The following is a 14,708-nucleotide window of genomic DNA, read 5'->3' as shown; positions in this document are numbered from 1 at the left end:
CAGCCGACTTTTATCTTTTAGTCTTGTTCAACTGTAGCGATGTGCAATTCGTCTAATTGCTTAGGATCAACTTCACTTGGCGCATGGGTCAATGGTTCAGTTGCCTTGGAATTCTTAGGGAAGGCAATTACTTCCCGAATATTTTCCTTATGGGACAACAGCATCGCAAACCGATCCAAGCCGATAGCCAAACCACCATGCGGAGGGAAGCCGTAGTCCAACGCGTCCATAAACCAACCAAAGCGGTCAGCAGCCTTTTCCTTAGTGAACCCTAAAGCCTTGAACATTGCTTCTTGGATCTCACGCTTATGAATACGGATTGAACCGCCCCCCAGCTCATACCCATTCAATACGATATCGTAACTTTGGGCATGGCACTTGTGGGGATCAGTAGCCAACAGCGGGATATCTTCTTCATTTGGCATAGTGAACGGGTGGTGGGCAGCAATATAACGTTGGAAGTCTTCACTGTATTCAAACAATGGCCAATCTACTACCCAAACAAAAGCAAACTTTGATTCATCAATCATGCCCAATTCCTTGGCAATGCTTGTCCGCAAATAACCCAGTGCATCCGCAACCACTTTGCGACTGTCGGCAACAAACAATAACAAGTCACCAACTTGGGCACCAGTAGCTTCTTTAATCGCAGCTACCCGATCATCAGCAAAGAACTTAGCGATTGGACCGGAGAAACCGTCAGCAGTAACTTTTATCCAGGCTAGGCCCTTAGCCCCAAACCGCTTGATGTATTCTTGCTTTTCTTCAATCTTCTTACGGGAGTAGTGGTCAGCACCACCAGGAACCGCAATCGCTTTGACCTGACCACCATTATCTAATGTGGCATCAAAGACCCGGAAACCAGCACCTTGAACGGCAGCTGCAACATCTTTGAGCTCCATGTCAAACCGGATATCTGGTTTATCTGAACCAAAGCGGTCCATAGCTTCATCCCAAGTAATCCGCGGAATTGGATCAGCTAAATCATAGTTAACTGCTTCTTTCATGACCCGCTTCAATAAACCTTCCGTCATTTCCATAATTTCATCTTGGTCCATGAAGGAAGTTTCCATATCGATCTGAGTGAATTCTGGTTGCCGGTCCCCCCGCAAGTCTTCATCCCGGAAACAACGGGCAATTTGATAATACCGGTCAAACCCTGCCCCCATCAGCAATTGCTTAAACAACTGTGGTGATTGAGGTAAGGCATAGAATGTACCTGGATATACCCGCGATGGTACCAAATAATCCCGCGCCCCTTCCGGAGTAGACCGGGTCAAGTTCGGGGTTTCAATATCAATAAAGTGATTTTCATCTAAGTAACTGTGAACCGCCTGGGTGATCCGGTTCCGAATCAATAATCCCTTTTGCATTTCTGGCCGCCGTAAATCTAAGTAACGGTATTTCAACCGCAGGTCATCAGAAGCATCAATATCATCTTGAATGTTAAATGGTGTTACCTTAGCTTCATTCAATACAGTGACAGCAGTAACTTCAACTTCAACTTTCCCTGTCTTCATGTCAGGATTGATCGCCCCTTCGCCCCGGGCTACTACCCGGCCGTGAGCTTCAATCACATATTCACTCCGTAATTTTTCAGCAACTGCAAGTGCATCAGGACCAAATTCCTGGCTAAATACTAGTTGGACAATTCCATCAATGTCCCGCAAGTCAACGAAAATCAGGTTCCCCAAGCTCCGTCGTTTTTGCACCCAACCCTTGAGGGTTACTTCTTGACCAATATATGACTCATCGACTAAGCCACAGTATGTTGTTCGTTTCATAGTACTTCTCCTTCTTAACTAAAACTTGGCACTAATGCTCTTAAAATCGTTTGTGATAGTAGCCAACGGCACAGTGATTTCTTGGTTGGCAACCATATCCTTAACGTTCACCTGGTGGTTAGCTAATTCGGCTTCGCCAATAGTTACAGTATAACGGGCCCCTAGTTTATTAGCGGTTTTGAACTGGGCCTTAGGCTTTTTGTTCAAATAATCCCGTTCAGCATTGTATCCTTGCTGCCGTAGTGCTTGCACTACAACCAATGACGCAGTGTTGACTTCAGCGCTGTTGCCAATACCAACAACATAAGCATCTAATGGATCTGGCGCAGTTAACTGCTTGTCTTCTGCTTCTAATACCAATAACAACCGTTCAACTCCTAAACCGAAGCCAACCCCAGCAATATCGGGACCGCCTAGTTCCGCTACTAAGCCACTGTAACGACCCCCGGCACAAACAGTTGTCCACTTGCCACCAAAGGCTTGCGAGTTACTCATGATTTCAAAAATAGTGTGGTTGTAGTAGTCCAACCCCCGGACCATCTCAGAATCAATTACATATTCGATTCCCAGTTGGTCCAATAACTGCTTAACAACTGTCAAGTGTTCAGTTGCAGCCGGTGTGAGGTAGTCAAGAATTGACGGGGCATGGGCAATGATGTCTTGATCTTGATCATCCTTACTATCCAAAATCCGCAAGGGGTTTTTGTGTAACCGCGCCTGTGAATCTGGACTTAATTGTTCAGCTAATGGTTCTAAATAATCTAACAAAGCTTGCCGGTAAGCTGCCCGCGATTCAGCATCACCCAAACTGTTGATCGTCACTTTGAGGTCAGTTAAACCTAACTGTTTGAGGTAATCAACTGCCATTGCAATAACTTCAACATCCAAAGCTGGGGCATCAGACCCAAATGCTTCAACCCCAATTTGATGAAATTGTCGCATCCGACCGGACTGGGGCCGTTCATAGCGAAACATTGGTCCCATGTAGAACACCTTGAATGGCTTCGGTACTTCTGGGCCAAAGAATTTATTTTCGATGAAAGCCCGAACAACACCAGCTGTTCCTTCCGGACGCAGGGCAACGTGGCGGTCACCTTTATCGTGGAAATCATACATTTCCTTGGTAACAATGTCAGATGTATCCCCGGATGTCCGCGCAAACACGTCATAATTTTCAAAAATAGGTGTGCGAATTTCATGATAACGGTAGTGGGCAAACACCTCCCGGGCTTTGGCTTCAACATATTGCCATTTTTCGGATTCCCCAGGGACAATGTCGGCTGTTCCCTTAGGTCGTTGATATCTCTTCATAATAACCAGTTCCTCCTTATGCTTTAACGCCGGAATAAAAAAGCCCTCACTAGTCTCAAAACGACCAGCAAGGGCGCAAACTGCACGGTACCACCTTAACTTTTTTCTTCAGGGTAACGTCGCTGACGGCATACTTTCAACAAGTATGCACCTAGAAAGTGTCTTCAATGACCTATCACCATGAACCTCCCACCAACGTTCACTCGCTAAAGGCTTTCAGCCACCTACTCATCTCTCATTTCCGGTTCAATATTCTTTATTTAAGAATACTTTGCTCATATTGCAAAGTCAAGCCACACCTATGAATTTCCGCAAAAGTTTTAGGCTTATTCGCTCACTCGGTAACCGGCAGGCTCTTCTTGAACCCTAAAAAGTGTGCCGTCCGTTTTAATTGTTTTTTATATAGCATTTAAGTCTGCGTATAATAATAGCTAGAGTTTGCCGGCTTAACTTTGTTACAATATTTATTAGAATTTGATTTTAGAGGCTGATTGATAATGAAACACGCGCGTCATTTTGATAAGACTATCCCCAACCATCTCAAAGTTCTTTGGGGAATCATCGTAATCCTCCTCGTGGTTGTAGGGGGAAGAACGTATCTTTATACCCATAAGCAAGTGGTAACCCAGGCAGTTAATGTGCGCTCTGGTCCAGGGATTGAATACAAAAAAATCACTTCCCTCCAACCTAACGCCCGGGTAGCAGTTATCCGGAGCAAATATCACTGGAAACAGGTCCGAACGCCTGACCATAAAACAGGCTGGATTGCTGATTGGTATTTTTCACAACCTAACCCCGTCACTAAACTTTCTCAGGCTACTATTGTAATTGACGCTGGGCACGGTGGTAGTGATTCAGGGGCCCTCTCGATCAGTGGTAAGCAAGAAAAAAAATATACTCTGATTTTTGCGCAAAAACTGGCTGATAAACTCGAAGCCCAGGGAGCCAAGGTTTATATGACCCGTAAGAATGACTCTTTTGTTGGCTTGGCCGCCCGCCCTGCTTTAGCTGAACGGGTCCATGCCGATGCCTTCATCAGCTTCCACTTTGATTCTTCGCCAGACGAAAACCAAGGATCAGGTTTTACTACTTATTATTATCACCAAGGAGCTTCTTATCGTTTAGCCAAAGATATTAATAGTAGTCTCAACCCCCACGGGTTAGATAATAAAGGGGTTGAATTTGGAGACTACCTAGTAATTCGGGACAATACCGTCCCTGCCGTTCTCAATGAATTGGGTTATATCAATACTAAAAAAGATTTCAAAAAAATCAGGTCAACTACCTACCAAGACCAAGTTACAACAGAAATGACTACTGGAATCGCCAAATTTTTTGAACAGGAGTAGGAATAATGGATACACGTAAAAAGCAACGCTATTTCTTATATGGTTTAATCGGTGCATTAGTTTTGCTGGTAGTGATCACTGGGATGACAATCTATACGCGTAGCCGTCCGCAAACCAAGTACCTAAGTAGCCCCAAAATAAGTCAGCAAAGTAAGTTTCAGCACGCTGATGTTTTGCTAGTCGCCCAGGTCAAACAACAAGTTAAAACCACCACCTCCAAGGGCATTCCAACCACTGTTTTTCGCTTACGGGTTAAGCAAAACCTCACTGCCACAAAACTACCACAGAGCGTAATTATTGCTAAAAAAGGTGGTCGCAATCCCCAAACTGGGAGTGTCTATCTTTATCATAACGACCAATTTCCACTCGTTAATAAGACCTATGTCTTTGCTTTGACGCACGACCACGGTCGCCTGATCGCTGCCGGCCCCTATTCAACTGTTGCAGCCAATCCGAAAAATATTAAGCAAGCGAGCACACTAGCTAAGAGAAAATAATATGAAAGCCGGGCTAAATCAAAGGATTTAACCCGGCTTTTTTGCCCTATAATGGCATGAATATTTGCTTTTTTAATTCACCAACAATTCCCGGAAGCAGTGTATAACCTGGTCTGCAGTTGTATGGTCTGCGATGAGGTCATCAAAATCAAACAAGATTCCTGCTAAACCAGCATTGTGACCTGCTTCAACATCTAATGTCCGATCCCCTACCATTACCGCTGCATGGCGGTCCACATTATGCTTAGTACATAAGTAATTCAACGAAGCCGGGTCTGGCTTACGCGGGAAGTCATCATCACCTGTTACAAAGTCTGTAAAATACTGTACCAAGTGATCCCGGGTTAACAGTTGCTTAGCGACTTGATTACGGTGGGTCAACAAAAAGTTACGGCCACCAGCCTGGACTACCGCTTGGCATACCTCCCTAACATAGGGAAATGGTCGGGCTTGCCCAATTTGTGGTGCTTCAATGGTGGCATATTTTTGCCTAATTGTGGTTGCCGTTACCGGTACTTGCTGGGCATACGATCTGATTGTTTGCCCCACTGATGTCCGCCGCATCGCATGGTATAATTCAGCCTCTGTAACATCTAACCCCCAAGTAGCCAAAGTTTGGTGGAGGGCTGTTGTCATCACAGGATATGTATTATACAAATTCCCATCAAAGTCCCAGAAATAATCACGATATTGCATCCGTTTTTTCACCCTCTCTTTTTAATCCAATCAACCAAAACATTCATCGCCAAGCGACAAGAACTGGTAATATCAAGTTCATTGTATATTACAAAATTATGAATGGTTCCTTGCATCCTGATTTGGGCTACCGAAACTCCTGCATCCCGCATCTTGCGGGCCATTGCTTCCCCTTCATCCCGAACAACGTCAGCTTCAGCGGTAATAATCAATGTTTCTGGAAAAGTCGCTAAGAGTTCAGAAGAATAGCGCAGTGGCATTTCCCGCAATGGTAGCTGCTCCGTTAACTGCCCTAGATATTGGCGCCAAGCAAATTTCATCTGTTCCCTGGTTAGATCATATCCACCAGCAAATTCATAATAAGATGCTGTGTCAAAATTATAATTGGTTACCGGGCAAATCCATGCCATTTTGTATATTGCAACTTTCTTTATACCCGGATCAGCAATTAATTGGGCAGCAAATTTAGCTCCCACATCATCTGCCCCAATAATCACCCGCTCTAAATCAAGGTTAAATTCCTCGCCGAATTGAGGTAAAGCAGCTAAGGCGTGTTGCAGTTGCTTAATCTGATCAGGGGCCTGTGCTTCAGGAGCTAAACTGTATTCGGGAAAAACTACCATTACTTGTGCTCTCACTGCCAGTTCCCGAATGAACTTATTGTAAACTTGGAGGTCACCTGTGATGAACTGTCCCCCATGGATATAAAATAATACCGGGAGTTGAGTTGTTGCAGGCTGCCGTGGATAAACAAAATGAATATTTAGGGGTTCGGTTCTTCCTGGCACCACTACCTTTTTGGTTGTAAAAGAAGCAGGATGCTGGTAGACCGGCCCTTCTTGCTGCATCTGCAGGCGTTTACGTAGCGCACGGATGCCAATTGTTGTGGGAATAAAGCGTCGGCGCTCATCACTGCACAATGTCCTAACAGCTGGCTCCAATGAAATTTTGTCCATAAGCATCCTTCTTTCCTACTTTTCTTACCATTTACGATATACGATTATGTACTTAATTGCCAGTATGTTCAGGGACTTTTTCGCATTATTGTTGCCGATAAATTTGTTTATTTAGGAAGCGCTTTGAACTTGGTGAAGATCTATTTGGTTTGCTAAAATATATATGTAATTTGGCTGAGGAGGGATAAGGATGTCCAACCGGATTCTTTTGCTAACTAAAAATCTTGAAATCTTCATTGAGTTCAACACTTTTTTCAATGAAGAAGGATGGATCATTCAAAACGTTATGGATCCTGCTGAAGTGCCAACCCTTTTAAAAGAGAAAAAAATCACTGCAATCTTTTGGGATATGGATGTTTTGCAGGATTATCAACAAGATATTGCTTTGATCAAGCAAGTACGCCAAGATTTTCGCCGTCCCATCTTTGCCCTTACAACGAAAACCGATCCTGAACATGCTTATGAACTTTACACACAAGCCTTGATCAATGGTTATTTTTGCAAGCCCTTAGACTACTGCGTCATTTTTGCTCAACTTCTCCAGCAACTCTGGTTTGCAGGTGATAAACTAGTCACTGCGAATCTGACCGCAGAAACTACCCCTAAACGGGGGTATTATTTGGAACACTTATTGATTGATCGGGATCATTACCGGGTCACCCATAATGGAACTGATATTGGGTTAACTCCTAAAGAATTCCGCCTTTTGTGGTATTTAATCAAGCACCACAATCAGGTTTTGAGCCGGGAGCAACTTCTACAAGGAGTTTGGGGCTATGATACGCTCGGCAGCTCGCGGATTGTCGATATGCATATCTCCCATCTTCGCGACAAAATTGAAGTTGATCCAGACCACCCGCGCTGGATCAAAACCGTCCGTGGCTTCGGCTACTCCTTTGAAGGTCCTCTCAAGAAGCTTTAATAATACGGGGAAATAGGCTCTGCAACCAGACGTTAAGCTAAGCTAGAACAAAGTTGCCTTAGCTGCTAGCCTCGTGGTTGATTTCCCCGTTATCTGCTTTACAAATAAATAAGGCTGGTGAGAAGATTCTGCCTCCTCACCAGCCTTATTATTTATTCATGAACGGCACAGATAACTTTGCCAAAAAGGCTATTTCTGCTCACTTATTTGCTATCCTCTTTAAAGGCTAATTCTGTAATCTTTCCTGTTTCGCGATAAATAACCCATTCAGCTACATTAATGATGTGATCTCCAATCCGTTCTAACAAACGAATAACCGTTAAATAAGACGTATCCGCCGTCACAGTCTTAGCATCGCGCTTCATCGCTCCCACAATCAAATTGTACAGCTGATGGTGACGCCGGTCGACCTCAGTATCCAGGCGGGCAATATCTCGTGCCAGATCCTGGTCCCCCCGTAGGTATGCTTCCAAAACTTGCTCTAACATCCGGCGGACTTGTAATGCCATCGCTTCGATTTCTGTTTCAATCTGAATAATGCGCTGTTCACCCTTTACCCGGATAGTTTCTCGGGCGATACTTTCAGCGTGATCACTCAAGCGTTCCAAGTCCGTACTAGCATTAGAAATGGCAATAATTTTACGAAAATCAGTCGCTACTGGCTGCTGGAGTGCAATCAGTTTCAACGATTCTTCAACGATTGCTATCTGCCGGTCATTAATCTTTTGATCCGTTTCAATAACTTGTTTAGCTAAATCACGGTCATGATCAATAAAACTCTTGGTTGCTAAATAAATTTGCTCACTCACCTGCAACCCCAGATCAATGAAACGTTTATTCAATTTTTCAAGCTCTTCTAAAAAAATTGCGTGCATTCTGCCACCCCTTTACCTATCCAAACCGTCCGTTCAAATATTCACTCGTTACTTCTTGCCGCGGACGTAAAAACATTTCCTCTGTTCTGCCATATTCTACTAGATTTCCGTTAAGAAAAAAAGCTGTCCTGTCTGAAATTCTACTTGCCTGTTGGAGATTGTGGGTCACCATAATCAAAGTATAGTCGCGCTTTAATGTCAGTAAAGTTTCTTCGATTTCACTACTTGAAATTGGGTCCAGCGCACTGGTAGGTTCATCCAACAAAATGACCTGGGGCCGAACCGCTAACTGGCGGGCAATACATACCCGTTGTTGTTGCCCCCCGGAAAGTGCCAGTGCACTCTTTTTGAGGTCGTCTTTGACTTCGTCCCAGATTGCTGCTTGCCGCAGGCTTTCCTCAACGCGCTGGTCAAGATATTCTCGTTCAGTGTAACCAGCGACCCGCAGTCCGTATGCGACATTGTCATAAATAGAAAATGGAAAAGGAACTGGTTGCTGAAACACCATCCCAATTGCGCTGCGTAAGGCTACCAAGTCACTGCCATCAGCATAAATATCTTGACCCTTAAACTTAATTGTTCCTTGAATATTCACATTGCCCACCTCATCGTTCATGCGGTTAAGACTCCGTAAAAAGGTTGACTTTCCGCATCCAGACGGCCCTACCAGTGCGACCAAGTCACCAGCAGGAAAGGCTAACGAAACACCGTGGAGCACTTCATTTTTTCCGTAGGCAACCTTTAAATCTTTAACATCAATAATTGCTTCGCTCATCCCTGTGCCTCCCTCCTGTCTAACCAAAACTACCGTTAATGTACTGTTCTGTCAGTGTCACCCGTGGAGTCGTAAAAATTTTTTCTGTCCTATCATATTCGACAATATTTCCCATATGGAAAAAGGCGGTATAATCACTGATCCGTGAAGCCTGCTGCATATTATGGGTTACCATTACCATCGTGTACTGATCCCGCAACTGTTTCAACGTCTCCTCCAGCTTAGCAGTTGATACCGGGTCTAAGGCACTGGCCGGCTCATCCAGCAACAAAATATCTGGTTTCATCGCTAAAGCCCGAGCAATGCATAACCGTTGTTGCTGCCCCCCTGACAATGCTAAGGCACTTTTATGCAATGAATCTTTGACTTCATCCCAAAGGGCAGCGGCCCGCAAACTGTCTTCAACGGCCTGGTCCAAAACCGCGGAGTCTTTAACCCCGTTAGCTTTTAATGCATAGGTAATGTTGTCATAGATCGACTTGGCAAAGGGATTAGGCCGCTGAAACACCATCCCGATCTGTTTACGCAGCTGGTAGACATTGATATCTTTGTGGTTGATGTCAATCCCAGCATAGATTATTTGACCAGTTACCTTTGCTACCTTATCGTTCATCCGGTTCAAGCTGCGTAAAAAAGTTGATTTACTTGAACCTGACGCCCCGATTAAGGCCGTAATCGCATTTTGTGGGATCTGCAAGCTCACATCATGGAGCTTATGGATGGTTCCTCCATAATAAACATTTAAATTTTTAGTTTCTAAACTACGCTGTTCTGGCGCAATTTGTGTAAGATATTGTTCCATGTTTTACCTCGCTGAAGTGATCTTTTTATAGATAAAGTTGCCTAATGCCCGCGCTGAAACATTGAAAATCAGGACAACAATCACTAAAATGGCTGCCGTCGCACTAGCGACAAGCGTCGCATCAGGGATTAACCCCTCACTATTAACTTTCCAAATATGCACGGCCAGAGTTTCTGCGGGCCGCATCACGTTCAAAAAGCTCGTTGGACTAAAGGGATTCCAGTCGGTATAGCTAACGGTCGCATTGCTTTGCCCCGCCGTATAGATCAATGCGGCTGCTTCCCCAAATATCCTACCTGCACTTAATACAATTCCTGTAATAATACCTGGTAAGGCCGAGGGAAGAACGACACCGTAAACCGTTTTCCAATAAGACAAACCGAGGGCCAGTCCTGCTTCCCGTTGCGTTGCAGGAACCGTTCGCAACGCTTCTTCAATGTTGCGCGTTAACAACGGTAGGTTGAAAAAAGTCAGGGTTAAAGCGCCTGCCAAAATTGAGAAACTCAGCTCGAATTTAATTACAAACAATGAGTAACCGAATAAACCAACAACGATTGACGGAAGTGAGGACAAGACCTCAATCATCGTCCGTAATAAGTTGGTTAGCCAGTTATCCCGGGCATACTCTGTCAAATAGATCGCTGCCCCCAGTGCAATTGGCACTGAAATGATGAGCGTCAACACTAAAAGATAGAGCGAATTAAATAATTGATCCCTAACCCCCCCATGGGCTTGGAAAGACGATGACTCACTCGTCAGAAAATGCCATGATACGTGCGGTAAACCAGTGCCTAGAATATAGCCCAAAATTCCTAATAGGATAAGACAAACAGTCCCAACCAGGCAATAAATAGTAATCATAGCTATTTTATTTTGTAGTTTAGCATTGTTTTTACGCTTCACTTTTGCTTCATCCCTTCCGTTTTCCAATTATTCTAACCACTAGGTTAAATGCCAGGGACATCAGTAATAAGAATAGTGCTAAGGACCACAAAGCATTGTTGGCTAACGTCCCATTAACTGTATTCCCCAACTGACTAGTTAACTGACTGGTTAAAGTAGCCGCTGGACTGATCAAGTTATGTGGCATTAAGACTGCGTTTCCAATCACCATTTGGACTGCTAGCGCCTCCCCAAAGGCGCGCGCCATCCCAAAAATGATTGCGGTCAAAATTCCTGGAGTGGCCGCCCTGAGGATGACCTTAGATGTCGTTTGCCACCAGGTAGCTCCTAGGGCTAACGATGCCTGCCGGTACTGTGCGGGGACCCCCTTGAGGGCATCAATTGTTAGTGAAGTGATGGTTGGTAAAACCATCACAAAGAGAACCAAGATCCCCGCTAAGATCCCAAACCCTGCTCCGCCAAATATCGTTCGGATTGCCGGCACAATAATCGTAACCCCTAAGAAACCATAAACAACTGAGGGAATTCCGGCTAAGAGTTCAATCATTATTTGTAGGTATTTTGTTAGCCGCTTTTTCGTAAATTCTGTCATAAAAATCCCTAATGCTAACGCAAACGGTACAGCTAAAAGGGTGGCTAAGATCATTACCAAAAAAGAAGTCACAATCATCGCCGCTGCCCCAACGTATTGCTTCCCATCTAAGGGATTCCAGTCAGCCGAAAATAAAAAGTCTGTCACTTTAACATGGTCAGTCGTAAAGGCAGCTAAGCCCCGTTGCCCGATAAAATAAATAATTGCCACCACTAAAATGATGATACCAACTACGCTAGCTAAAGTGATGGTCTTGCCATACCATTCGTGCCGTGTTTCTCGCGATGCTTGTTGCAGTTGGTGTGTGTGCGTATGCTTCTTATCCGACATCTTGCTTTCCTCCCTTCCGTACTAGCTTGTCGTTTCCCTGGGCATCGCGTTCGTATTCCATATCATGCACACTGATATAGCCTAATTTAGGAATCAAATCGCGTTGAACATGGGTTCCTTGCATATAATTGATGAAAGCTTGGGTCCGCGCTTGTGGATGTTTTTGGGTGTACATATGTTCATAAGACCATAACTTCCATTTGTTTTGTTTAACATTGGTATTCGTTGGTGCGATTCCGTCAATGGCTAATTTTTGGACCGCATTACCTTCCGCATACGGAAAAGCAATGTAGCTGATTGCCCCAGGTGTTGAAGCAACAATCTTTTTCACTGCGCCGTTAGAATCTTGTTCTTGTGCCTTGATGGGCACTAAACCTGGTAAAATCACACTTTCAAAGCTTGTCCGAGTTCCGCTTCCTTTACTCCGGTTGATTACCGTAATCGGAAGATCATGCCCGCCGACTTGCTTCCAATTCGTGATTTTCCCCGTAAAGATCTTTTGTAAATTAGTTCGGGTAATGTTTTTCACGCCTACCTCCTTGTTGGCGATAGGGGTAATTCCAATCACCGCAATCTTATGATCCTGGAGTTGCGCTGCGTTGATCCCTTTCTTTTGCTCTGCAAAAATATCGGAAGTGCCAATGGCTACGGCCCGTTCTTGCACCTGGCTTAACCCCGTCCCGGAGCCCCCACCTTGAACGGTAATATTGACCCCTTTGTGCTGCAACCGATAATCATTTCCTGCCTGTTCCGCCAACAACTGCATTGCAGACGAACCAACAATCGTCACTTTATCGGTTTTTCGGCTACACCCTGTCAGCACAGTAATAGCTAAGAGGATGCCGATAATAAATTTTAATTTTCCCCGCATTTTCTCACCTGATTCTATCTTTATTCAACAACTAAAGTATAAAAAGTGATTGTGGTTAAAATGCGGTGCTTATGTAAATTTTGTGTAAATTTCGTGTGTAGGCTTAAAATTAATAATTTACACGTCTTATTTTGAGCATTAAAAAACTGGCATAGTCGTTTACCAATGCCAGCAAGAATCTTATTTTCAAAATAAAACCCCATGTTAGAACATGATGTCCCAACATGAGGCGCGATCATTATACAGTTTTTTTAGTGTCTTGCCACTTCAGTCCGATCTTAGTCCAGCCTGATAGGATTGAAAAGACTGGTGACAAAAGGCTAAAGAAGGTAAACGGCAAGAAATGTAATACCGAAACATTGAGGGTTGAAGCCGCAAAGGAAGCAGCTACTCCCCAAGGTACTAAGTAGTTGATTACACTACCTCCGTCTTCGAGCGCACGTCCCAATGCCAATGGTGACAACCCGATCCGGTCAAAGGCTAATTTGAAAGCTTTCCCGGGTAAAATTACGGATAAGTATTGTTCCCCTACAAAGAGGTTTACCCCGATACCAGCTAAAATGGTACAAGTGATAAGACTTCCCGGTGTCTTTAAACGCGCAATTAAGGGCTCCATGGCAATTTGAATGACATCAAACTGCATCAACAGTCCGCCCAGTGCCAAGGTTGTGATGATTAAGGATACAGTTCCCATCATGCTAGCAATCCCCCCACGGGTCAGCAATGCATCCACAGCTGCATTGTGGGTATGAGCAACAAAACCATCCTGGATTAAAGCTGCCAGGTCAGACAATGACGTTGTTGGCTTTTGAACAAAAATCATTACGATTGTCACAAAGATATTCGTAAATAAAGTTGGAATTGCAGGCATCTTAATCCAAGCACACAAGAACATTAACACTACCGGTAAAGCCGCCCACCAGGTAATACTGAAATGGTGGGCTAATATTGCGGTCGTCGTTTGAATCCGTGAAAAATCAGGACGATGATGTGCCTGGCCTAATAGGAAAAATAATACCAATGAAATGACAAAGGCGGGGATAGTCGTCCACATTAAATTCTTGATGTGCTCAAATAAATCGGCCCCAGCGATTGCAGATGCCAAGTTAGTTGAATCAGATAGCGGAGAGGTCTTATCCCCAAAGATTGCCCCCGATACAACTGCCCCGGCAACGAGAGCAGGATTAATCTGCATTGTCAATCCCATTCCAAACAAGGCGATCCCTACTGTCGAAATAGTCGTAAAGGCACTCCCAATTGAAACCCCAACTAAGGCACACACAATAAACACCGATGGAACAAAGAACTTAATGCTAATCATCTTAAAGCCTACTACCATCAAGGCAGGAATAATTCCCGCCTGAATCCAAACAGCAATCAAAATCCCAATCAAGATAAAAATAAAGATAGGAATAATTGCTGTGTTGATCCCATCAATAATGCCCGCATGAATATCGTCCCAACTTGCCCGCCGCAACTTGGCCCATAGGATTACCAATGCGATCACTAGTAGTACCGGCATCTCTGGACTAACTCCAAACTTAATAACTGCGGTCCCCAAAATAGCAATCATTACCAATAAAATAGTGACTGCTTCACTGAATCGAACTTTTGTCATATTTGTCACTCCCCGTGAAACTTTTAATTATTTTGTTCTGCGTTATTTTTACCCTAAACTGCCTAACAATTCAGAGCATACTAATTATTCCCCATCCATAAAGATGGGATAGTATCGTTTGCTAGCAAAATAACCCTGAAGCGCCTGTTTCATCACGAGAGTCGAGGTAAGAACATGATTTATCAATAAAGAACCAACATCTAATTGCTTTTTCATCATCAACATCATCATTTCTCACCTCTTTCTATTTCCCATTGATTAAGTTATGTTTCCATAATACCATACCATTTGATTAAAATTAAATTAAAAGTGCAAAAAATTGCAATTTTTATTTAAGGCAGATTGTAAAATTTAAGTTGAACATTTTAGTGGACAGAAAAACCCATAAAGGTCTTTAATGGTGTCGTTACAACATTCCATTAGAAAG

General features: G+C 43.9%; 15 protein-coding genes. 3 read left to right on the top strand and 12 right to left on the bottom strand.

From position 1 onward, the window contains the following. Nucleotides 1-17: 17 nt before the first annotated feature. The gene (gene aspS, locus G541_RS0103455) at nt 18-1,784 is read right to left on the bottom strand and encodes an aspartate--tRNA ligase (RefSeq protein ID WP_027826519.1); all 1,767 of its coding nucleotides are present in this window, start codon (nt 1,782-1,784) and stop codon (nt 18-20) included. An 18-nt stretch (nt 1,785-1,802) separates the two neighbouring features. Further along, nucleotides 1,803-3,095: a histidine--tRNA ligase gene (gene hisS / locus G541_RS0103450; protein ID WP_027826518.1), complete on the bottom strand. Its 1,293-nt coding sequence runs from the start codon at nt 3,093-3,095 to the stop codon at nt 1,803-1,805. Nucleotides 3,096-3,592: 497 nt separating this feature from the next. Between hisS and G541_RS0103445 the strand changes: the two genes are divergently transcribed. Both G541_RS0103445 and G541_RS0103440 read left to right on the top strand, forming a co-directional pair. Further along, nucleotides 3,593-4,444 carry an N-acetylmuramoyl-L-alanine amidase family protein gene (locus tag G541_RS0103445; protein WP_027826517.1) on the top strand — a complete coding sequence of 284 codons (852 nt, stop codon included), beginning with the start codon at nt 3,593-3,595 and terminating at the stop codon, nt 4,442-4,444. A gap of 5 nt (nt 4,445-4,449) precedes the next feature. Next, entirely contained in the window at nt 4,450-4,941 is a 492-nt protein-coding gene (locus G541_RS0103440; protein WP_027826516.1) for a hypothetical protein, read from the top strand. Between the two features lie 72 nt (nt 4,942-5,013). Here the strand turns inward: G541_RS0103440 and G541_RS0103435 are convergent, their stop codons facing one another. Both G541_RS0103435 and G541_RS0103430 read right to left on the bottom strand, forming a co-directional pair. Next, nucleotides 5,014-5,637 (bottom strand): HAD-IA family hydrolase, encoded by a 624-nt coding sequence (locus G541_RS0103435; protein ID WP_027826515.1) that lies wholly within the window; start codon nt 5,635-5,637, stop codon nt 5,014-5,016. Between the two features lie 8 nt (nt 5,638-5,645). Then, on the bottom strand, nt 5,646-6,593 hold the full coding sequence (locus G541_RS0103430; RefSeq protein WP_027826514.1) for an alpha/beta hydrolase: 948 nt from the start codon (nt 6,591-6,593) through the stop codon (nt 5,646-5,648). Nucleotides 6,594-6,783: 190 nt separating this feature from the next. On the opposite strand from G541_RS0103430, the gene G541_RS10725 reads away from it, so the two are divergent. After that, nucleotides 6,784-7,515 carry a winged helix-turn-helix transcriptional regulator gene (locus G541_RS10725; RefSeq protein ID WP_027826513.1) on the top strand — a complete coding sequence of 244 codons (732 nt, stop codon included), beginning with the start codon at nt 6,784-6,786 and terminating at the stop codon, nt 7,513-7,515. A 203-nt stretch (nt 7,516-7,718) separates the two neighbouring features. On the opposite strand, the gene phoU is transcribed toward G541_RS10725, so the two are convergent. The 8 genes from phoU to G541_RS10380 all read right to left on the bottom strand — a co-directional run bounded on the left by phoU (nt 7,719) and on the right by G541_RS10380 (nt 14,512). Further along, complete coding sequence (gene phoU / locus G541_RS0103420; protein ID WP_027826512.1) at nt 7,719-8,390, bottom strand: phosphate signaling complex protein PhoU; 672 nt, start codon at nt 8,388-8,390, stop codon at nt 7,719-7,721. Between the two features lie 16 nt (nt 8,391-8,406). Then, nucleotides 8,407-9,165: a phosphate ABC transporter ATP-binding protein PstB gene (pstB, locus tag G541_RS0103415; protein WP_027826511.1), complete on the bottom strand. Its 759-nt coding sequence runs from the start codon at nt 9,163-9,165 to the stop codon at nt 8,407-8,409. Between the two features lie 19 nt (nt 9,166-9,184). After that, nucleotides 9,185-9,967, bottom strand: coding sequence for a phosphate ABC transporter ATP-binding protein PstB (gene pstB, locus G541_RS0103410; RefSeq protein ID WP_027826510.1), 783 nt, complete (start codon nt 9,965-9,967; stop codon nt 9,185-9,187). A gap of 3 nt (nt 9,968-9,970) precedes the next feature. Further along, nucleotides 9,971-10,828: a phosphate ABC transporter permease PstA gene (pstA, locus tag G541_RS0103405; RefSeq protein WP_035162865.1), complete on the bottom strand. Its 858-nt coding sequence runs from the start codon at nt 10,826-10,828 to the stop codon at nt 9,971-9,973. Between the two features lie 49 nt (nt 10,829-10,877). Beyond that, nucleotides 10,878-11,792 carry a phosphate ABC transporter permease subunit PstC gene (gene pstC / locus G541_RS0103400; protein ID WP_027826508.1) on the bottom strand — a complete coding sequence of 305 codons (915 nt, stop codon included), beginning with the start codon at nt 11,790-11,792 and terminating at the stop codon, nt 10,878-10,880. Next, on the bottom strand, nt 11,782-12,663 hold the full coding sequence (locus tag G541_RS0103395) for a phosphate ABC transporter substrate-binding protein (RefSeq protein WP_027826507.1): 882 nt from the start codon (nt 12,661-12,663) through the stop codon (nt 11,782-11,784). Before G541_RS0103395 ends, pstC begins: the two co-directional genes overlap by 11 nt. A 238-nt stretch (nt 12,664-12,901) precedes the next feature. Then, complete coding sequence (nhaC, locus tag G541_RS0103390; protein ID WP_009554302.1) at nt 12,902-14,281, bottom strand: Na+/H+ antiporter NhaC; 1,380 nt, start codon at nt 14,279-14,281, stop codon at nt 12,902-12,904. Between the two features lie 84 nt (nt 14,282-14,365). Then, entirely contained in the window at nt 14,366-14,512 is a 147-nt protein-coding gene (locus G541_RS10380; protein WP_155824481.1) for a hypothetical protein, read from the bottom strand. Between the last annotated feature and the right edge of the window lie 196 nt (nt 14,513-14,708).

Origin of the sequence: Ligilactobacillus saerimneri DSM 16049 (assembly GCF_000423265.1) — a bacterium.
Taxonomy (GTDB): domain Bacteria; phylum Bacillota; class Bacilli; order Lactobacillales; family Lactobacillaceae; genus Ligilactobacillus; species Ligilactobacillus saerimneri.
The sequence above is the reverse complement of the archived record's forward strand: the minus strand, read 5'-3'. Positions and strand labels throughout refer to the sequence as shown.